General features: G+C 64.6%; 17 protein-coding genes and 2 pseudogenes. 10 read left to right on the top strand and 9 right to left on the bottom strand.

Annotated elements, in window-relative coordinates:
* Window positions 1-11: 11 nt before the first annotated feature.
* A pseudogene (locus tag IVB48_RS09450) lies at window positions 12-495 on the bottom strand (cupin domain-containing protein).
* Window positions 496-738: 243 nt separating this feature from the next.
* Between IVB48_RS09450 and IVB48_RS09445 the strand changes: the two are divergent.
* On the top strand, window positions 739-1,023 hold the full coding sequence (locus tag IVB48_RS09445) for a hypothetical protein (RefSeq protein ID WP_027568809.1): 285 nt from the start codon (window positions 739-741) through the stop codon (window positions 1,021-1,023).
* Window positions 1,024-1,103: 80 nt separating this feature from the next.
* Window positions 1,104-1,820 (top strand): peroxiredoxin-like family protein, encoded by a 717-nt coding sequence (locus tag IVB48_RS09440; protein ID WP_247399635.1) that lies wholly within the window; start codon window positions 1,104-1,106, stop codon window positions 1,818-1,820.
* A gap of 24 nt (window positions 1,821-1,844) precedes the next feature.
* Here IVB48_RS09440 and IVB48_RS09435 read toward each other — a convergent pair whose 3' ends face one another.
* On the bottom strand, window positions 1,845-2,732 hold the full coding sequence (locus IVB48_RS09435; protein ID WP_247399633.1) for a LysR family transcriptional regulator: 888 nt from the start codon (window positions 2,730-2,732) through the stop codon (window positions 1,845-1,847).
* A gap of 172 nt (window positions 2,733-2,904) precedes the next feature.
* Between IVB48_RS09435 and IVB48_RS09430 the strand changes: the two are divergent.
* The 3 genes and pseudogenes from IVB48_RS09430 to IVB48_RS09420 all read left to right on the top strand — a co-directional run bounded on the left by IVB48_RS09430 (window position 2,905) and on the right by IVB48_RS09420 (window position 5,974).
* A pseudogene (locus IVB48_RS09430) lies at window positions 2,905-3,725 on the top strand (3-hydroxybutyrate dehydrogenase).
* A 70-nt stretch (window positions 3,726-3,795) separates the two neighbouring features.
* A complete protein-coding gene (locus IVB48_RS09425; RefSeq protein ID WP_247399631.1) occupies window positions 3,796-4,938 on the top strand; it encodes a patatin-like phospholipase family protein in 1,143 nt (380 codons plus the stop codon).
* Between the two features lie 85 nt (window positions 4,939-5,023).
* Window positions 5,024-5,974, top strand: coding sequence for an oxygenase MpaB family protein (locus tag IVB48_RS09420; protein ID WP_247400003.1), 951 nt, complete (start codon window positions 5,024-5,026; stop codon window positions 5,972-5,974).
* A 127-nt stretch (window positions 5,975-6,101) separates the two neighbouring features.
* On the opposite strand, the gene glgA is transcribed toward IVB48_RS09420, so the two are convergent.
* A complete protein-coding gene (glgA, locus tag IVB48_RS09415) occupies window positions 6,102-7,517 on the bottom strand; it encodes a glycogen synthase GlgA (protein ID WP_247501314.1) in 1,416 nt (471 codons plus the stop codon).
* Between the two features lie 195 nt (window positions 7,518-7,712).
* Here glgA and IVB48_RS09410 point away from each other — a divergent pair, with 195 nt between their 5' ends.
* The 3 genes from IVB48_RS09410 (at window position 7,713) to IVB48_RS09400 (ending at window position 11,349) form a co-directional block, all read left to right on the top strand.
* Entirely contained in the window at window positions 7,713-8,909 is a 1,197-nt protein-coding gene (locus tag IVB48_RS09410; protein WP_247399628.1) for a CoA transferase, read from the top strand.
* Window positions 8,910-9,069: 160 nt separating this feature from the next.
* Window positions 9,070-10,137, top strand: a complete 1,068-nt coding sequence (locus tag IVB48_RS09405) for an alcohol dehydrogenase (protein ID WP_247399626.1) — start codon at window positions 9,070-9,072, stop codon at window positions 10,135-10,137.
* A gap of 132 nt (window positions 10,138-10,269) precedes the next feature.
* Window positions 10,270-11,349: an isocitrate/isopropylmalate dehydrogenase family protein gene (locus IVB48_RS09400; protein ID WP_247399624.1), complete on the top strand. Its 1,080-nt coding sequence runs from the start codon at window positions 10,270-10,272 to the stop codon at window positions 11,347-11,349.
* 33 nt (window positions 11,350-11,382) lie between these two features.
* Here the strand turns inward: IVB48_RS09400 and IVB48_RS09395 are convergent, their stop codons facing one another.
* The 5 genes from IVB48_RS09395 to IVB48_RS09375 all read right to left on the bottom strand — a co-directional run bounded on the left by IVB48_RS09395 (window position 11,383) and on the right by IVB48_RS09375 (window position 15,914).
* The gene (locus IVB48_RS09395; protein WP_247360047.1) at window positions 11,383-11,667 is read right to left on the bottom strand and encodes a hypothetical protein; all 285 of its coding nucleotides are present in this window, start codon (window positions 11,665-11,667) and stop codon (window positions 11,383-11,385) included.
* A gap of 144 nt (window positions 11,668-11,811) precedes the next feature.
* Window positions 11,812-12,633: an enoyl-CoA hydratase gene (locus IVB48_RS09390; RefSeq protein ID WP_247399622.1), complete on the bottom strand. Its 822-nt coding sequence runs from the start codon at window positions 12,631-12,633 to the stop codon at window positions 11,812-11,814.
* Between the two features lie 111 nt (window positions 12,634-12,744).
* The gene (locus tag IVB48_RS09385; protein ID WP_247399620.1) at window positions 12,745-14,094 is read right to left on the bottom strand and encodes a L,D-transpeptidase family protein; all 1,350 of its coding nucleotides are present in this window, start codon (window positions 14,092-14,094) and stop codon (window positions 12,745-12,747) included.
* Window positions 14,095-14,466: 372 nt separating this feature from the next.
* Entirely contained in the window at window positions 14,467-14,838 is a 372-nt protein-coding gene (locus IVB48_RS09380) for a helix-turn-helix transcriptional regulator (protein WP_026233304.1), read from the bottom strand.
* Window positions 14,839-14,867: 29 nt separating this feature from the next.
* The gene (locus IVB48_RS09375; RefSeq protein WP_027568820.1) at window positions 14,868-15,914 is read right to left on the bottom strand and encodes a LysR family transcriptional regulator; all 1,047 of its coding nucleotides are present in this window, start codon (window positions 15,912-15,914) and stop codon (window positions 14,868-14,870) included.
* Between the two features lie 503 nt (window positions 15,915-16,417).
* Here IVB48_RS09375 and IVB48_RS09370 point away from each other — a divergent pair.
* Together IVB48_RS09370 and IVB48_RS09365 are read left to right on the top strand one after the other, a co-directional pair.
* A complete protein-coding gene (locus IVB48_RS09370; RefSeq protein ID WP_007593979.1) occupies window positions 16,418-16,684 on the top strand; it encodes a hypothetical protein in 267 nt (88 codons plus the stop codon).
* A gap of 206 nt (window positions 16,685-16,890) precedes the next feature.
* Window positions 16,891-17,622 carry a cytochrome c biogenesis protein CcdA gene (locus IVB48_RS09365; RefSeq protein ID WP_081747935.1) on the top strand — a complete coding sequence of 244 codons (732 nt, stop codon included), beginning with the start codon at window positions 16,891-16,893 and terminating at the stop codon, window positions 17,620-17,622.
* On the opposite strand, the gene IVB48_RS09360 is transcribed toward IVB48_RS09365, so the two are convergent.
* A complete protein-coding gene (locus tag IVB48_RS09360; RefSeq protein WP_247399618.1) occupies window positions 17,619-18,755 on the bottom strand; it encodes a mandelate racemase/muconate lactonizing enzyme family protein in 1,137 nt (378 codons plus the stop codon). The two genes, IVB48_RS09365 and IVB48_RS09360, sit on opposite strands and share 4 nt — an antisense overlap.
* Between the last annotated feature and the right edge of the window lie 8 nt (window positions 18,756-18,763).

Raw genomic sequence — 18,763 nt, 5'->3', positions numbered from 1 at the left:
TCGCGCACCCGTTACATGTTGTGGTCATGCGGGTCCTTGCGGACGTCGCCGACATAGAGAATGACCGTTTCCTTGCCGAGGTTCTTCCACCAGTGCGAGGTGCCGGACACCTCGGGGCGGATGTCGCCGGCCTTGTGCACGATCGGATCGACGCAGTTGGAGGCGTGTTCGACGATCTGGCCCTGCTGCACGAAGATCAGGGCGGGGCGGTCGTCATGGCTGTGCCAGGGCACGACGCCGCCGGGCTCGATGGTCAGCTTGCGGAAGCGCAACTCGCGGCCCTCGATGTGTGCCGGCTGCTTGCCGAGGTCGATGGCGCCGAGCGTGACGTCGGTGACGCCGACCGGCTTGTAGTCGACCATCTGCTGCGCGTTCGGCTTGATCTTGTCGGCCGGGCATTCACCGGCGGAGACCGGCTGCGCCGAGAGTGTCAATACGCCGAGGGATGGCAAGGCCGGGCCAGACCGCGCGCGACAATGTGTGATGCCTGAACATCGGGACGTCTCCTGTGTTGGCCGCAACCGCGATGGTCGCCGGCTTATGTCGGGACTTTCGTCGAGAGAGCGCTCGTTCTGAAATGCTCTTTCGCTCTCGCTGCGATAGACCGGCGCTATCGGGCCCGATACGCGCTCGCTATCGAACCGATTGGGGATCGGCATTTCCGCTTCCCGAGCGCTTGGCGTTCGATGGCGGGGCGCCCGATTGGCGGGCGTTCACGTCAATCCGGAGGAGCATCTCATGACGAAATTATCCAAGACCTTGATTGCCACGGCTGCGTTCGCGGTCATCGCCACATCGGCCTTCTCGGAGGCCGCATGGGATTTCAAAGCCGGCATGGCCTACATGTATGGCGGACCCGGCAAGATGTCGGCGATGGCTATGGCCCCGGCGGAGAAGAACCACGAGGCCATGATGAAGAGCGCCAAGAAGGTCCCCGACAACACCGTCTTCTTCATGAACAACGGATCGCTGTATTCCACCTCGGGGCGGCTGGATCCGACCGGCAATTTCTACGTCAACTGATCGCGCGCGCATGACGGCCGCCCCTTGCGGGCGGCCGGATCGGGCACCTAATATTCGTCCCCTGAACGCTGGAGCGCAAGATGACCTCTCTCTCGCCGGCCGATGCCGAGCGGCTCAAACTCGCCTTCCAGCGCTGCCGTGACATGGATGGCACGCTGAACGAGCAACTCCGCGCCTATGCCAACGCCAGCCGCGACGTGTTCCCGGCCTATGGCGAGGCAGTCGATCGTCTGGTGACCAGATTGAATGGAGGCGGCGGCGGCGAGACCGCGCCGCGTCCGGGCGACGCAATGCCGTCGTTCATGTTGCCTGACGAGAGCGGGCGTCTCGTCGCGCTGTCCTCACTGCTCGAGAGCGGCCCAGTCGCCGTGATGTTTTTCCGCGGCCATTGGTGCCCCTACTGCCGGCTCAATGTCCGCGCGGTGGTCCAGGCGCTTGATAGCATCGAGTCCATGGGTGCGCGGATTGTCGCGATCATGCCGGAGACGCAGGAATACACCCAGCAGCTCAAGGCGGAAGCTGGTGCCCCATTTCCGATCCTGACCGACCTCGACAACGGCTATGCGTTGTCGCTCAATCTCGCGATTTGGCTCGGTGCCGAGATCCAGCACCTGTTGTCCTATCAGGACATGGCGAAATTCCACGGCAGTGATGGCTGGATGCTGCCGATCCCGGCCGTGTTTGTGGTTGGTCGCGACGGTCTCGTGAAAGCCCGCTTCGTCGATCCGGATTTCCGCAAGCGCATGGAGATCGATGATCTGCTTGAAGCGTTGGAAGGCGCGAGCAGGGAGGCCTAAAAGAGTGAGGAGCGAGCGTGGCTGCTACCCCGCAATCTCCCGCCAATCCGCACCGCGCAACATGCGCATAACGGCATTGGCCACCGCCGTGCGCTGCCGGCCGGCCACCCCGTAGAGGCTGACGGTGCGACGGGCATCCAGCCCGGCGACCGCAGCGCGCGTCAGCGTCTCCGGAACGGGCGAGGTGTGCGGCAGCATGGCGACGCCGATGTCGGCCTCGACCAGCTCGATCAAATCGCGCTCGTTCGAGATTTCGTGACCCTGCTCGACCGCGATGCCGTGCTCGCGCAGGCTCGCCGAGATACGGGCGGAATGCTCGCAAAACGTCCGGCTCAGCAGCTGCTCCGCGCGCAGGTCGTCCAGTGCGATGCTGCTGCGGCCGGCCAGGCGGTGCCCGTCGCTCACCACGAGCTCGAAGCTCTCGGTGAACAGCGGCCAGACATCGAGCCGCTCCCAGGCCTCGTCGATGTCCGCGGCAATCCCTAACTCGGCCTCGCCCTTCTTCAGGAACTCGGCCACTTCACGACTCGAGCCGCGCAGGAAGCGGAATTCGAGCCGGTTGAACTGCCGCTTGATCTGGTTGAGATGCGGAATGAGGAGCGACAGGTCGATCGAATGCGTCAGCGCGACGCGGAGCGCGCCGATCTCGCCGCTCCGGAACGAGGAGGCCAGCGATCGGGCGCCGGTGGCCGCTTCGAAACACTGCTTCAGCAGAGGATGCATGCGCTGTCCGAGCTCGGTCAATTGCGCTGCGGGCCGTTCGCGGCGAAACAGATCGCCGCCGAGCTCGGCCTCGAGCTGCTTGATCGCGCGTGTCAGCGAAGGCTGCGTCACGTTGCAGTCCTCGGCGGCGCGCGTGAAGTTCAAGAGCTGCGCCACCGCGAGGAAATAGCGGACCTGGTGCATTTCCATGGATCGGCTCTCCAGCAAGACCTGGCGGAAGCTAGCCGATCGGGGCGGAGAATGACATCCCGGCCGCAATAGCGCACGGGCATGGTTTCGGAAGCCAACGGGCATTTCCGTCAAACCAGGCGATCCCTCAGAGTCGGCTCAACATCAGTCATCGTGTCGGAGCATTTTGCCAATGAATATGTCCGTGAAGCCGCAGACGTCCGCCGCCCGGGCGCTCGCGGGCAAGGTTGCCCTCGTCACGGGCTCAACCAGTGGCATCGGCTCGGTATCGCGCGGGCACTTGCCGCGGCCGGCGCCGACATCGTGCTGAACGGCCTTGGTGTGGCGGCCGAGCTCGACCGGACGCGCGAGCAGATCGCGGCGGAGTTCGGCGTAAAGGCAAGCTTTTCGCCGGGCGACATGACGAGGCCGAATTCGATCGCCGAGATGATCGCGGCGACGGTCGCGCAGGCCGGCCGGCTGGATATCCTGATCAACAATGCCGGCATCCAGCACGTCGCGCCGCTGGAGCAGTTTCCGGTCGAGAAATGGGACCAGATCCTCGCGATCAATCTGTCGTCGGCCTTCCACACCACGCGGCTCACGCTGCCCGCAATGCGACAGAACGGGTTCGGCCGGATCATCAACATCGCCTCCGCGCATGGTCTCGTCGGCTCGCCGTTCAAGGCGGCCTACGTCGCGGCCAAGCACGGCATCGTCGGGCTCACCAAGGTGACCGCGCTGGAGACCGCAGAAGAGGGCATTACCTGCAACGCGATCTGTCCCGGCTATGTCTATACGCCGCTGGTCGAGGCACAGATCGATGGACAGGCCAAGGCGCACGGGATCTCGCGCGACCAGGTGATCCGCGACGTGCTGCTGGCGCAACAGCCCAACAAGCGCTTTGCTGCGGTCGAGGAGCTCGGCGCGCTCGCGGTATTCCTCTCGACTGACGCGGCGGCTTCGATCACCGGCGTCGCGCTGCCGGTCGACGGCGGCTGGACCGCGCATTAACATGAGCCGGCGTAACAAGTGGTGGCCGGCAGCGAATCTCGGAGCAGTGCAGGCTGATCAGGAGCGAACCATGGACGGCACGCAGAGTAACATCCAGCGCAAGGACCTGCCCGGGCAGGTCGTCCTCGTGCTTCAAGGCGGCGGTGCGTTAGGCTCCTACCAGGCGGGCGTCTATCAGGCGCTGCACGAGGCCGGTATCGAGCCGGACTGGATCATCGGCACCTCGATCGGTGCCATCAATGCCAGCCTCATTGCGGGTAATGCGCCGGAGCACCGGCTCGCGCAGTTGAGGGAGTTCTGGAAGCGGATGGAGCAGAAGCCGGTCTGGGACTGGCACACCTCATTGCCCGGCTTCAACGAGAAGCTTGCCTATTGGTCGGCCGTGACCCACGGCATTCCAGGGTTCTTCCGGCCCAATCCGCTGGCGCATGCCGGCGATTCCTATCCGCTCGGCGCCGATCACGCCGGATTCTATTCCACTGCGCCGCTGGAGGAGACGCTGCGCGAGCTGGTCGATTTCGATCTGGCCAATCGCTGCGCGCCGCGGCTGACGGTCGGTGCGGCGCATGTCGGCACCAGCCAGATGCGCTATTTCGACAGCCGCGACGGTGAGCTGACGGTGAAGCATGTCTTGGCTTCGGGCGCATTGCCGCCGGCATTCCCGGCGGTGCGGATCGATGGCGAACTCTATTGGGACGGAGGCATCCTCTCGAATACGCCGACGGGAGCGGTGTTCGACGACAATCCGCGCAAGAATTCGCTGATCTTCTCCGTGCATCTGTGGAATCCCGTCGGCGCCGAGCCGACCACGATGGCGGAGGTGCTGAACCGGCACAAGGATGTGATGTATTCGAGTCGGATCGCGAGCCAGATCGAACGCCAGCAGCAGGCCCATCGCCTGCGCCATGTCATCAACCAGCTTGCGGAACGCCTGCCTGAGAGCGAGCGCGGCGATGCCGCGGTGAGGGAGCTGAGGAGCTACGGCTGTCCGACCCGTATGCATGTCGTGCGGCTGCTGGCGCCGCAACTAGATCGTGAGACCCACACCAAGGATATCGACTTCAGCCCGTCGGGGATCACGCGGCGCTGGCATGCCGGCTATGCCCACACGAGGTCGGTGCTCGCGCGAAAACCGTGGATCGGCGAATTCGATCCACTTGCCGGCGTGGTGCTGCACGAGCATTTGGACGAGATGCCGATGGCGGCGGAGTAGAACCGCAAGAGATCGTCCGCCATCATCGAAATGCCACAGGCCTTGCGGATCGTCGCTCTTTGTCCGCAGCTGAAAGGGCATGCAAGTGGTGTCGGGAAGCGATCTGGAACTGGCGCTCGATCACGTCCGCGCGGATATGGCGGGACCGATTGCCGGCGTGTTCGGTCCTGACACGGTGACCTGGCGTATCGACCGGGAAGCCGTGATCTTTCTCGGTGCCGGTCGTGCGTTGTTGCTGCAGCTGGCGCATCCCTGGGTCGCCGCCGCTATCGCCGAGCATTCGAAAACCTTTGCTGATCCGATCGGACGATTTCACCGCACCTTCGACATTGTCTTTGCGATGGTGTTCGGCTCGCATGACCGCGCGCTGTCGTCGTCGCGGCAACTGCACCGGCGCCACAGCATGATCGGCGGCGAGATGCCGGAGACCGTCGGTCCGTTCGCGGCAGGCTCGCGCTACTGTGCCAACGACATCCCGTCGCTGCGCTGGGTTCATGCCACGCTGGTCGAGACCGCGCTGATGGCGCATGATCTGGTTTTGCCACCGCTCTCTGCGGAGGAACGCGAACGCTACTGGACCGAGAGTCGTTTGTTCGGTGCTCTGTTCGGATTGACGGTGCACGATCTGCCGGCGGACTGGTCGGGCTTTGCGGCCTACACCGCGGCAATGACGCAGTCGGACACGCTGACCGTCAGCCCGGCCGCGCGCGAGATTGCGGGGCAGATCTTTGGCGGCGCCCGTCCGTGGTTGCGTCCGCCGCGCTGGTATCGCGCGCTCACCGCGAACCTGCTGCCGGAACGCCTGCGTGTGGGGTTTGGGTTCGAGCTTGACGAACGCGACAAGAGGGCAGCCGAGAATGCGCTCCGCTGGACCAGGCGCGTCTATCCGAAATTGCCGGATCGCTTGCGCTATGTCGGTCCCTACCAGGAAGCGCAAGCGCGGCTGCGCGGCGAGCCGCAGCCCGACTGGATGACGCGGTGCCTCAACCGTGCCTGGATCGGCCGCCCGCAGATGGATGTGCGCGGGAGGGGGTGAAGTCCTCCGCCGTTGCCACAAACCACCGTCATTGCGAGGAGCTCTTGCGACGAAGCAATCCAGGCTGCTGCCACGGAAACAGTCTGGATTGCTTCGCTACGCTCGCAATGACGAGGAAACGCAGGCCTCACACCGACGCCAGCTTCCGGTACAGCGCGTTGTAGCTGCCGGCCGGGATGCTCCAGGAGAACGAGCGCCCCATCGCACTGCGACGCATGGTGTCGAGCTGGTCTTGCGCCATGAAGGCGGAGAAGGCGCGGCGGACGCCGCCGAGGAAGGATTCGTGCGAGGGTTTTGAGAACAGGAAGCCGGTTTCGCCGTCGGTAATGGTCTCGGCGAGGCCGCCGGTCTGGTGGCCGATCGGCAGCGAGCCGAAGCGCTGGGCGTACATCTGGCTAAGCCCGCAGGGCTCGAAGCGTGACGGCATCAAGGTGAAGTCGCTGCCGGCGAAGATGCGGCGCGCCTGGGCCTCGTTGAAGCCGATCACGACCCCGATCGCGTCAGGCCGCCGGCGATGCGCGTCGATCAGCGCCTGCTCGAGCGCCGGCTCGCCGGAGCCGGTGACCACGATCTGCCCGCCGGCATCGACGATCTCATCGGCCGCCGCCAGCACGAGGTCGATGCCCTTCTGGTGCACCAGCCGGGCGACGATGCCGAACATGGGGCCGCGCGATACCGCAAGCCCGAACTGCTTGCGCACATAATCCGCATTGGCCTTCTTGCCGACCCAGTCGCCGGCGCCGAACTGCTGGGCAAGCTGGGCGCAGGAACGCGGGTCCCAGCTCTCGTCGATGCCGTTGAGGATGCCGGTGAGCTCGGCCGCGTCGGAACGGACTCGAAGCAGGCCTTCGAGACCGCAGCCGAATTCATCCGTGGTGATCTCCCGCGCATAGGTGCCGCTGACTGTCGTGAGATGCGAGGCGTAGACCAGCCCGGCCTTGAGGAAGGAGAGCTGGTCGTAGAACTCGACGCCGTCGATGTGGAAGGAGCTCTCCGGTACGCCAATTCGCCGCAGCGAGTCCTTCGGGAAGAGGCCCTGATAGGCGAGGTTGTGAATGGTCAGGATCGACGGCAGCTTGGAGCCGCGCCACGCGAGGTAGGCCGGCACGAGCGAGGCCTGCCAGTCATTGGCATGGATCAGGTCGGCTGCCCAATCCTTGTCCAGCGTGCCCATCGCGAGCTCAGCGGCGGCCGAGGCAAAGCGCGCGAAACGGATGTCGTTGTCGGGCCAGTCGCGCCCGGACTCGTCGCCATAGGGGTTGCCGGGCCGGTCGTAGAGTTGCGAGCATAACAGCACATAGACCGGCAGGCCGTCCTTGGTCGCGGCGCGGCCGAGCGAGCAGGCCGGCATCTCCGCGAACGCCGGACAGCGGCCAACGATCTGAATATGCGTGAGTTGTTCGATGATATCGCGATAGCCGGGCAGCATGACCCGGATGTCGGCGAAAGGACGGAGGGCTCGGGGGAGTGCAGCGGAAACGGCTCCGAGTCCGCCGACGCGGACAAAGTCGTCCATCTCTGTCGTAACGAACAAGACCCTCAAGAACTGCTGCCCTCTGCCGGAGCCCGATTGCTGCTATGCAAGAACGGGTCCAGTTGCCCCGGAATTCCCAAAGCCGCCCGCCAGACGCGTCCGTTCGGTAAAGACTTTCCTACTCAGCCGCCGCCCTTTAGGGTCGGCGCACGAACAACAGAGAACTTCGATAAGTTCCTAACTGACCCGAGGACGCAAGCAGGCATGCAGCTATCAGATAAGCATGATGGGACGACGACAAAGGCCTTCGCCGGCCTCCGGGTCCTGGATTTTTCGACCACCATTGCCGGTCCCCATTGTGCGCGGATGCTCGCCGACATGGGCGCCGAGGTCATCAAGATCGAGACCGACGGCGGCGAGACGATGCGAACCCGGCCGCCGCTGCGCAAGGGCTGCAGCACCGTGTTCGGCCAGCTCAACGTCGGGAAGAAGAGCGTCGTGCTCGACCTCAAGTCCGAAGAGGGCAAGGAGGCGGTCCGCCGGCTGGCCGCGACGGCCGACATCCTGGTCGAGAACTTTCGCCCCGGCGTGATGCACCGGCTGCGGCTCGACTATGACAGAATGCGTGCCGTCAACCCGAAGCTGATCTACTGCTCGATCTCCGGCTACGGCCAGAGCGGCCCGTCGGCCGAGCTGCCGGCCTACGCACCGGTGATCCATGCGGCATCCGGCTACGACATGGCGCATCTCGCCTACCAGCCCGGCCGCAGCCGCCCGGATTATTGCGGCATCTACCATGCCGACGTCGTCACCGGCACCTACGGGTTCGGCGCGATTGCGTCGGCGCTCTACCAGCGCACCCTGACTGGGCTCGGCCAGCACATCGACGTCTCCATGCTGGAATCGATGCTGACGCTGACATTGATCGAGTTGCAGAACTCGCAGTTCACCGTGAAGCCGCCGCCGCGCCCGATGTTCGGGCCGACCGAGACGGCGAGCGGTTATGTCATGATCACGGTGGCCAGCGAGAAGACGTTTCAGGGACTGATGGGCGTGATCGGCCGCCCCGAATGGATCTCCGATCCGCGCTTCTCCACCTACGCCGCGCGTCGGGACCATTGGGCCGACTTGATGGACGGTGTCGAGGTCTGGTCGCGGCAGCTCTCGACCGATGTCTGTCTTGTCGCGTTAGGTGCGGCCGGCGTGCCGGCCTCGGCCTACCGCACTGTGTCCGAGGCACTGGCCGATCCGCAGCTCGCGCATCGTCAGGCGCTCTCGTCCGTGGAGGACGAAGGCGGTTCGTTCCAGGTCCTCAATCTGCCGTTCCGGATGACGGGTGCCGACACGACACCGGGCAAGACGATGGCCGTGCTTGGCGAGCACACCGACCGGCTGCGCGCGGAGATCGGGCTCACGGACGGTGGACCAACTCCGTTAGCCAAAACAGCTGCGCAAACCTGACGGCAAGGTTGACGGACAGCTTCGTGCAGCGAGCAATGCGGCGTTGCGCGTGGCCGGCTTGCCATCATCCGTCGGCCTCAACTAGACAGGTCCGAGTTTGTCTCGTCCTGCCGCCCATGCCATGGTGGCGACGACAAGAAAAGTATCCGGGAGGACGCCAATGAAAAGTTTCAAGGTCGCCGATTTCAAGGCGCCGCTGCAGGAGTTCGACGAGGCCACGCCGCAGCCGTCCGGCACGCAGGTGTTGATCAAGGTGAAGGCCGCCGGCGTCTGCCACAGCGACCTTCACATCTGGGAAGGCGGCTACGATCTCGGCCACGGCCGCAAGCCACTGTCGCTGAAGGACCGCGGCATCAATTTGCCGCTGACCATGGGACACGAGACAGTCGGCGAGGTCCTCGCCTTCGGCCCGGACGTGAAGTCGTCGGATCAGGACGACGTGAAGATCGGCGATGTCGGGCTGGTCTATCCCTGGATCGGTTGCGGCAAATGCGCGACCTGTCTCGCCGGCGACGAGAACATGTGCCTGACGCCGCGCTCGCTCGGCGTCTATTGCGACGGTGGTTATTCCGACCACATGCTGGTGCCGCATCCGCGCTATTTGCTCAATCTGAGAGGCCTCGATCCCGCGTCGGCCGCACCCTACGCCTGCTCGGGCGTCACGACCTACAGCGCGCTGAAGAAGCTCGAGCAGCACTTCGACACGCCGATCGTGATGTTCGGTGCCGGCGGACTTGGCCTGATGGCGCTGTCGCTGCTGAAGGCGATGGGCGGCAAGGGCGCGATCATGGTCGACATCGACGCGAAGAAACGCGAAGCCGCGGAGCAAGCCGGCGCGCTCGCGACCGTCGATCCCAAGGCGCCCGACGCGCTGGAGCAGCTTGCCAAGAAAGCCGGTGGCCCCATCCGCGCTGTGCTCGATCTGGTCGGCAACGCCGCCACCACGCAACTCGGCTTCGACTGCCTGACCAAGGGCGGCAAGCTCGTCATCGTCGGCCTGTTCGGCGGCGGGGCGACCTGGGCGCTGCCGCTGATCCCGATCAAGGCGGTGACGATCCAGGGCAGCTATGTCGGCAATTTGCGCGAGACGCAGGAGCTGCTCGATCTCGTGCGCGCGAAGAACATAGCGCCGATCCCGGTGACGCGACAGCCGCTCGCCAAGGCCAACGATGCGCTGGTGCAGTTGCAGCAGGGCGCGGTGGTCGGCCGCACGGTGCTGACGCCGTAACGAACGCTCTATCCTCCGTCATTGCGAGGAGCGAAGCGACGAAGCAATCCAGAATGTCTCCGCAGATGCAGTTCGGATTGCTTCGCTTCGCTCGCAATGACGACTTGGCTCGCTCTTTCCCGAGGCTTCCCCATGTCCGCAAATAACGCCTTCCACATTGCCGTGCTCGCCGGTGACGGCATCGGTCCCGAAGTCATGGCGCCGGCTATCGAGGTCCTGCGCAAGATCGAGACGAAATCCGGCCTGAGCTTCCGCTTCACCGAGGCGCCGGCGGGCGCCAATCATTATCTCGCCACCGGCAAGTCGATGCCCGATACCACGATCAGGCTGTGCGAGGAGGCGGACGCGATCCTGCTCGGCGCCTGCGGCCTGCCGTCGGTGCGCTATCCTGACAACACCGAGATCGCGCCGCAGATCGAGCTGCGCTTCATCTTCGACCTCTATGCCGGTGTGCGCCCCGCGCGGCTCATTCCGGGCGTGCCGAGCCCGATCGTCGGCGCCGACCAGCGCGGCATCGATCTCGTCGTGATCAGGGAGTCCACCGAAGGCCTGTTCGCCTCGATGGGCAAGGGCGTCGTCACCCATGAGGAGGCGCGCGAGACCATGGTGATCACGCGAAAGACGTCCGAGCGCCTGTTCGAGTTCTCGTTTCGCCTCGCCGAGCGGCGCAAGGCGCGCGGCAAGCCCGGCGCGCTGGCCTGCGTCGACAAGGCGAACGTGTTCAAGGCCTTTGCGTTCTTCCGCGGCATCTTCGACGAGATCGCCAAGCGTCATCCGGAGGTGAAGACCGACAGGCTCTATGTCGATGCCTGCTCGGCGATGCTGGTGAAGCGTCCCTGGGATTTCGACGTGATGGTGATGGAGAACATGTTCGGCGACATCGTCTCAGACATCACCGCGAGCCTGATCGGCGGCCTCGGCATGGCGCCGTCGGCCGACATCGGCGACAAGTACGCCGTATTCCAGCCGTGCCACGGCACCGCGCCCGACATCATGGGGCAGGGCAAGGCCAATCCCACCGGGATGATCTTGTCGGCTGCAATGATGCTGGACTGGCTCGCCGACAAGCACGGTGTCGAGGGCGCGGCCGAGGCCGGCGAGCAAATCGAGCGTGCTGTGGACAAGGTCTACGCCGGCGGCCTCAAGCCGATGGAGTTCGGCGGCAGCAACGGCACCGCCGACATCACGAAGGCGGTGCTCGCGGCGCTGTAGTCAAGGAAGAGGGGCCTCGCGGCCCCTCGCAATTCACCAGCGACGCCAGTGGCGGTGGCCGCCCCAGCCCCACGGACGCGGACCGTAGAAGCGTCGCGGACCGCCGTAAAAGCCGTAGGCCCCATAATAGTTCGGACGCCAGAAGCAGCGACCCCACGGGTTACACACCCAGCGCACCTGATCGACGGTGGCTGCCGGGCCGCTCGCGATACGGTCGGCCTGCGGAATGCCGTTCGGCATCGCTGCGAGCGCCTGTCCCGATATGAGCGCTGCGCCGCCCAGGGCAGCCAGACCAACAACAGCTAATTTGAGTTTCATCGCAATCTCCCTCGTTTGATGGCGAGAGAACCTCCAGCAAATCAGCTGGTTGCTATGGTGTTGCAGGGGCGTGGGAATTTAATCTTCCTGAATGCATGTTCACGTTGGCTGCCGTCGTTGCTGCGCTTCGTGGCAATAACGGAATCACCGTCCCTGGAACTGCGGCTTGCGCTTCTCCATGAAGGCCTGACGGCCCTCGCGAAAATCCGCGCTGTCCATGCAGGCCGTGCCGGCCGCCCTGATCGCGTCCATGTCGCGCCCGCTTTCGTCCTTCAGCACCTGAGCAATGGTGAGCTTGGCGGCCTTGATCGCGAGCGGCGCATTTTGCGAGATCGTCTCGGCGATGCCCATGGTCTCGCCCCAGAGCTGATCCTCCGGAACCACGCGCTCGACCAACCCGATGCGCAGTGCTTCCGACGCATCGATGCGCATGCCCGTATACATCAGGAGTCGGGCCCAGGACGGTCCGACCAGCGACACCAGGTGCTTCAGGCCGTCGTAGCCATAGGCAATGCCGAGCTTCGCCGCGGGAATGCCGAACTGGCTGTCATGGGAGGCGATGCGGATGTCGGCAAGCATCGCCACCTGCATGCCGCCGCCAAGACAAAAGCCCTGGATGCAGGCAATGGTCGGCTTGGGATAATCGGCAAGCAGCGCGCGCTGGGCGGCGCTGCGCTTGCCATATTCCTCGGAAGCGGCGGCGTTATGGCGCGTCTTCTCGAATTGGCTGATGTCGGCGCCCGATACGAAGGCCTTGCCGCCGCCGCCGCGCAGGATCACGACGCGCACGGCAGCGTCGTCGCGCAAGGATGTCAGCGCCTCGCCAAATCCCTCCCACATCTCCAGCGACATCGCGTTGCGCTTGTCGGGATTGTTGAAGGTGATCACGCCGACGCCACCGGCTGTGTGCTTGAGGATCTTGCCGTCGGCGTAGGGAATTTCGGTCGTGCTGGACATATCGGACATCGCGCTCATTTTCGTTGGCGAGGCGCAATGTTCGGCCGGGGCGAGGCCAGGGTCAACCGCGGCAACGGACGTGGCTTTGCAGTCACCTGTGCCGCGATTGCATGGCGCCATCTATCTCGTCATGTGCGCGGTCAGCGGATGGCTGCCGGCGTTGCTGAAGAAGGCCGCCTCTTCGGCGGTCGCCTCCAGCAGCTGCTCGTCCTGGTGATAGACGTCGTTGCGGAACTGGACGGTCTGGTCCTTGGTCATCCACGCCGTGAGATAGATCCAGGCCACCGGGACCTTCTTCACCATGGCGACGTCGAGATGCTGGCCGCTGGCGATTTCCGCGTCGATCGCGGCGCGGCTCCATTTCGGCTGGTCCTTCAAGAGCCAGGCGGCGAGATCGCGCACATTGTCGACGCGCGAGCAGCCATGGGAATCGAAGCGGTAATCATCGCTGAACAGATTGCGCTGGTTGGTGTCGTGCATGTAAACCGAATAGGAATTCGGCATGTCGATCTTGACCGCGCCGAGCGCGTTGAACGTGCCGTTGTGCTGGCGCACGGTGAAGTTCGGCGTATGCGTGCCCGACCAGTCGACCGAATTCGGGTCGATCGGATTGTCGTGGGCGTCGAGCACCTCCATGTGCATGCGCGACAGATAGCTGGGATCCTTGCGCATATGCGCGGAGATCTCGGTCTTGGCGATCGAGGAGGGCACCGTCCAGGTCGGATTGAGGACGACGCTGCTGATCTGGGCCGTCAGCGTCGGCGAGGGCTTTTCGGTCTTGCCGACGATCACGCGATAACGCCTTACCACGACGTCGTTCTCGACCGCTTCGGCGAAGGCGGCGGGGATGTTGACGACGACATAGCGCTGGCCGAAGCCGAAATTCATGTTCTCGAGCCGCTGCAGCGAAGCCTCCAGCTGCCGGATGCGATTCTGCACCGGCACGTTCATCGCCGCAATCGTGCGCGGCGTCATCGTTCCGGTCGGCGCGAGGCCGTGGCGGGCCTGGAAGCGTTTCACGGCGTCGGCGAGATCCTGGTCGAAGGCGCCGCTCGCCTTGTCGGCGGCAAGATCGCCGGAGACGATCAGCCGCTTCCGCAGGATATCGTCGTTGGCGCCCTGGGCGCCGGGCGCGAATTTGGCGTCTGCCGGGATCGCCGGCCAGCCGCCGCGCACGGCAAGATCGGAATAGCTCAGCGCCGCATCCTTGATGCGCTGGGCGGAGCCCTCGTCATAGGTCGGCTCGTGCGTCAGCGCGAGCGCCGCGGCCGAGCGGCTCTCTGCCGTCGAAGCGGACGCTGGCGCGGCAGTTTTCGGTGCGGCTGCGTGGGCCGGATTGGCGGTGGCCGGCACCGTGCCAGCCGCAGTCGCAGGCTTGGGCCCGGCCTGTCCAATCGTCTCGGTCTGAGCAAGCGCAGAGGCGCTCGCAAGCATGCCGACGGCAATGATCATCGCATGGCGTTTCGACATGTGTCCCATCTTCCCATGAGAGCGAGGCCCGGGCGGGCGCTCGCATCGGCAATTCCCCGGTTCGTCGTGCTGATTCGAGAAATCGGCGGGAGGCTAGCGCCTCCCGGTTGCGGCTCCCTTAAGCACGGCGCATCACGAGCCCGGCACGTCGGACGGCGGTCTCTGGATTGGGTCGCGACAGGGCAGGAATGGGTTCGCGAAAACCGCGGGCGACGGCGGGAAAAATGGTCAACAAAAAGGGGCGGTCATGCCGCCCCGAGAAGTCCGCGCAAGCGCGGGCCGGATATATCTCGTCCGGGTCTCGTTCAATCCAGCCGCGCCCCGTGACGCGGCGGATTGAACATCGGGCGGAAGGCGCGAACGCCGACCGGCTCAGGCTTCGTTCGCTGCGATCGATTCCATCAGCGAGACGAGCTGACGCTGCACCGTCTGGTCCTTGATCTTGCTGTAGGCGCGCAGCAGGCGGAGGCTGAAGGCCGAGTCCAGGAACAGCAGGCTCTCGACTTCGCGCGCCTTGTTGTCGCCGTCATAGAAGAAGGTCACGGGCACATCGAGGGCGGTGGCGATCTGCTGAAGCCGGGCCGCGCCGACGCGATTGACGCCCTTCTCGTACTTCTGGACCTGCTGGAAACTGACGCCGAGCTTCTCGCCGAGCTCGGCCTGCGAGACCTTCATCTCGACGCGTCGCAGACGGATTCGCTTGCCCAGCTCAATGTCCGGCTTGCCGGCACTGCGCTGCTTCATTCTCTTCGCCGCTGTCTTCATCTTTTTTCTCATCGGTCTTCGGTTGAAAACCCCCCGAAGAGCTGGGTCAGGGGTTCGCCCATATACTCGTCCTTGAATTCATGCGGGTGCACGAACTCTTCCTTAAACCACGGGAAACGCGCCGGATTGAAGGCTTCGATCAGCCAGTCAATCATGTGCCGCACGCGCGGAATCCGGCCGCTACCAGGATGGTAGGACAACCAGATATCCAGCGATCTGTTCAGCTCGACTTCCAGTGGAATCAACTTCCCGCCAAGCGCCACGGCGTAGCTCGGGAATACGCCGATTCCGGCGCCATTCGCGACCGCCCAGTAATTGGCGCTCGAGACGTTGGTCTTCATGACCAGAAGGTCACGCTCCGGAACGCCGGGGAAGAAGCTCTCGAAAGTTTGCTTGGCATCGAGCTGGTCGGCGAACTGCAGCACCAGGCGGTGCTTGATCAACTCCATCGCCGAACGCGGCGCGCCATGTTTCGAAATGTATTTCTCGGAGGCCCAGAACATCAGATGCATGCGGCCGAGCCGCACCAGCTTGACGTCGAGCGCCGCAGGCCGCGACAAGTGAATGGCGACGTCGGCCTCGTGGCGAGAGACGTCGGCCGAACGCATCGCGCAATGCAGGTCGACCAGGATCTTCGGATACGCCTGCTGGAATTCGACCAGTCGCGGGGCGAGCCAGAATGTGCCAAGTCCCTCGGTAATGGCGACGCGGACCTCGCCGGCCAGGGCGTTCGTCGTCGAATCGCTGGTGCGCAGCACGTCGAACGCGGCCGCCTCCATTTGCTCGACGGCGGAGACCACCAGCGCGCCTTCGTCGGTCAGGCGGGTGCCGTGGACGTCGCGGGTGAACAGAGTGGTGCCGGTCTGGCGTTCGAAATCATCGATCCGACGGCGGACGGCGTTGATCGACAGCGACAGGCGCTCAGCCGCCGAGCGGAAACTTCCGCATCGGACGACTTCCAGGAAAATGCGCGCCGCATCCCAGTCCGACAGGCCGCTGATGTTTGTCTTTGGGCGTTCCTCCAGAGGAACGCCCCTTTCCGCCAAGGAGTGCATACAAGTCCCTTCGGGTCGCTAAACTGGCAGAATCTGGCGCAAACCACAACCACGGCGGGTTGGGGAACGACGAGTTTTGAACGTCATCCTTACTACACCGCAGGTGGTATTCGGGTGCTGCCAGGGCGGGAACAAGGGCTGGGAATCGGGCAAACCATTCGCCCGTATGAGGGGTGTGGCGTGAGTTCCGTTGTGGGCCGTGACATGGCTGCGGGATCGTCGGCGCTGTCCGCAATGAACGTCCTTGCGCAAGAGCCGGTGCCGCCTTCCGCGATGGATCAATTGCAGCACGCCAGCCGTTTTAAGATCGAGCGATTTGCAACTGAGCGAGTCGACGCTGGCCGGCGCGAAGCAATACTCGCCGGAACCGCGGTTTCAAGGCAGCAACACACTGAAATCATATTCGGGGGCGCAGCGGCCTCGTGTTATCCTCGACGCTCCATGGGGGCCAAAGAGGTCGTCACAACCACGTCTCACAGGCCGAATTAGCGGGAAGAACGCCGGTGTCGCATTCAGACGAACAGTTGCAGTCGGTGCTGGAAACGCTCGAAGAGTGCCGCAGGGTGCTCAACGAGAGCAACAGCCGCGAGTCGGCCGAGCTGCTGTCCATTGTCATCCTGGACGTGCGGATGAAACTCAAAGGAATTGACAGTGCCGACCTCAAGGCACTGTGCGACGAAATGCTGCGGACCGCGACCAACGAACCGCAGCCCCCCTCCAAGCAGACGCAGGACCAGCCCCGGCGTCCGCTGCTCCGCGTGGTGAAGTAGCCGCGCCGCCAAGTCTCGCTTTTTGGCGAGATTTGTGCGTGTCCCGATGCCGCATCTGTGATCACAGACGGCATCGGGAGGAGCCCTGGTTTTGTGCGCCTCTGTTGCGCATTCGCTGGCATCGGCTACACCAGAGCCGGTTCGGCTCCGGGCCGCGCGCACCCCCCGCGCGCCGCGCCGGCGCCTGAGATGGCTTCGACTGCATCATGCAAAATGTTTCAATCCCGGCGGCGCTGATTGCCGGCCTCGTCAGCTTCCTCTCCCCTTGCGTCCTGCCGCTGGTCCCGCCCTACCTGATCTATCTGACGGGCGCGACGATCGAGCATGTCGAAAGCAACGAGCCCGCATCAGTCTCCAAACGCGCGATTATGATGTCGGCGCTCCTGTTCGTGCTCGGCTTCTCCACTGTGTTCGTGGCGCTCGGCGCCAGCGCCTCGCTGATCGGCGGGCTGATCCGCGCTTGGTCGGCCGAACTCTCGATCCTCGCCGGCATCGTCATCATCGTCATGGGCCTGCATTTCCTCGGCCTGACGCGCATCGGCCTCTTGATGCGCGAGGGACGATTGACCGCGCCCAAGCCCGTCGGCCTCTGGGGTGCTTATGTGATGGGGCTCGCGTTTGCCTTTGGCTGGACGCCCTGCATCGGCCCGATCCTCGCGGCGATCCTCTCGGTCGCGGCCGCCGAAGCGACAGTCACGAAGGGCGCCGGCCTGCTCGCGGTCTATTCGGCTGGCCTCGGCATTCCCTTCCTGATCGCCGCCCTGATGATCGAGCAGTTTTCCACCCTGTTCGCGCGCATGAAGGGCCATCTCGTCAATGTCGAGCGCGCCATGGGCGTCCTGATGGTGATCACCGGCGTCGGCTTCCTCACCGGCGCGGTGTCGAATGTGAGCATCTGGCTGCTTGAGACGTTCCCGGCGTTGCAGACGATCGGTTAGGCCTCCGCCGCAAAGCGCGCCAGCGCCTCGCGGTCGATCTCGATGCCGAGGCCCGGCCCCTCGGGCACCCGCACGACGCCCCTCGCATGCTCGATCGGCTCCTTCAAAACCGCCTGCCGGATCGGATGCTCGGTGCGGTCGAACTCGAGCATCGGTTCGAGCGGAGCCAGCGAGGTCGGCGTGTGCGACGGCAGCACGGCGAGGAGCTGAAGCGAGGCGGCGATCGCAATCCCGGTGCCCCAGACGTGCGGATTGTAGCGGATGCCGAACGCCTCGCTCATGTCGGCGATCTTCTTGCATTCGCTCAAGCCACCCGCCGCGCAGGTGTCGGGCTGGGCGATGTCGAGCGCATGCGAGACGAACAGCTCGCGGAAGCCGAAGCGCGTGAATTCGCACTCGCCGCCGGCGACCGGAATCGTGAGCGCGGATTTCACCGCGCGATAGCCCGCGATGTCCTCCGGCGGCACCGGCTCCTCGAACCATCCGATGTCATGGCGCTCGATCAGGCGGCCGAGCCGGATCGCCGCGACCGCGTCATAGGCGTGGTTCGCATCGACCATCAGCGCGACATCGGGGCCGATCGCCTCGCGCACCGCGCGGGTGACCGCGGCATCCTCCGCGATGCCGAAACCGACCTTCAGCTTCACGGCGCGGAATCCTTCGGCGGCATAACCCGCCGCTTCCTCCGCCAGATAGTTCAGCGGATCGCCTGACTTGCGCCGGTAGAGACCGGTCGCGTAGGCCGCAACCTGCTTGCGCGCGCCGCCGCCGAGAAGCTGATGCACGGGTACGCCGAAATGCTTGCCCTTGATGTCCCATAGCGCGATGTCGATGCCGCTCATCCCCTGGATCACGACGCCCTTCTGGCCGTGATCCCGCAGGCGCGCATAGACCATCTGCCACAGCACGTCGGTGCGCAACGGATCCTCGCCGATCAGCCACGGAGCGATACTCTGCACCACCGCCGCCGTGATGCGCGCCGGGCCGTAGCATTCACCCCATCCGACAAGACCATTGTCGGTCTCGATCTCGACCAGCATTGCGGTGCGCGTGTCGTACCAGGCGCGCGAATAGGCAAAGGGCTGCGACAGCTTTGCTTCGAGAATGTGCGTGCGAACCCTAGTGATCTTCATTGCCGGCC

The organism is Bradyrhizobium sp. 76 (genome assembly GCF_023073025.1).
Taxonomy (GTDB): domain Bacteria; phylum Pseudomonadota; class Alphaproteobacteria; order Rhizobiales; family Xanthobacteraceae; genus Bradyrhizobium.
Note: the sequence above shows the minus strand (reverse complement) of the source record. Positions and strands in the feature narration are given on the sequence as shown.

Coding starts and splice junctions, on each gene's coding strand:
- IVB48_RS09445 (WP_027568809.1), top strand. CDS start 739: ATGACGAAATTATCCAAGACCTTGATTGCCACGGCTGCGTTCGCGGTC.
- IVB48_RS09440 (WP_247399635.1), top strand. CDS start 1,104: ATGACCTCTCTCTCGCCGGCCGATGCCGAGCGGCTCAAACTCGCCTTC.
- IVB48_RS09435 (WP_247399633.1), bottom strand. CDS start 2,732: ATGGAAATGCACCAGGTCCGCTATTTCCTCGCGGTGGCGCAGCTCTTG.
- IVB48_RS09425 (WP_247399631.1), top strand. CDS start 3,796: ATGGACGGCACGCAGAGTAACATCCAGCGCAAGGACCTGCCCGGGCAG.
- IVB48_RS09410 (WP_247399628.1), top strand. CDS start 7,713: ATGCAGCTATCAGATAAGCATGATGGGACGACGACAAAGGCCTTCGCC.
- IVB48_RS09405 (WP_247399626.1), top strand. CDS start 9,070: ATGAAAAGTTTCAAGGTCGCCGATTTCAAGGCGCCGCTGCAGGAGTTC.
- IVB48_RS09400 (WP_247399624.1), top strand. CDS start 10,270: ATGTCCGCAAATAACGCCTTCCACATTGCCGTGCTCGCCGGTGACGGC.
- IVB48_RS09395 (WP_247360047.1), bottom strand. CDS start 11,667: ATGAAACTCAAATTAGCTGTTGTTGGTCTGGCTGCCCTGGGCGGCGCA.
- IVB48_RS09390 (WP_247399622.1), bottom strand. CDS start 12,633: ATGTCCGATATGTCCAGCACGACCGAAATTCCCTACGCCGACGGCAAG.
- IVB48_RS09385 (WP_247399620.1), bottom strand. CDS start 14,094: ATGTCGAAACGCCATGCGATGATCATTGCCGTCGGCATGCTTGCGAGC.
- IVB48_RS09380 (WP_026233304.1), bottom strand. CDS start 14,838: ATGAAGCAGCGCAGTGCCGGCAAGCCGGACATTGAGCTGGGCAAGCGA.
- IVB48_RS09375 (WP_027568820.1), bottom strand. CDS start 15,914: ATGCACTCCTTGGCGGAAAGGGGCGTTCCTCTGGAGGAACGCCCAAAG.
- IVB48_RS09365 (WP_081747935.1), top strand. CDS start 16,891: ATGCAAAATGTTTCAATCCCGGCGGCGCTGATTGCCGGCCTCGTCAGC.
- IVB48_RS09360 (WP_247399618.1), bottom strand. CDS start 18,755: ATGAAGATCACTAGGGTTCGCACGCACATTCTCGAAGCAAAGCTGTCG.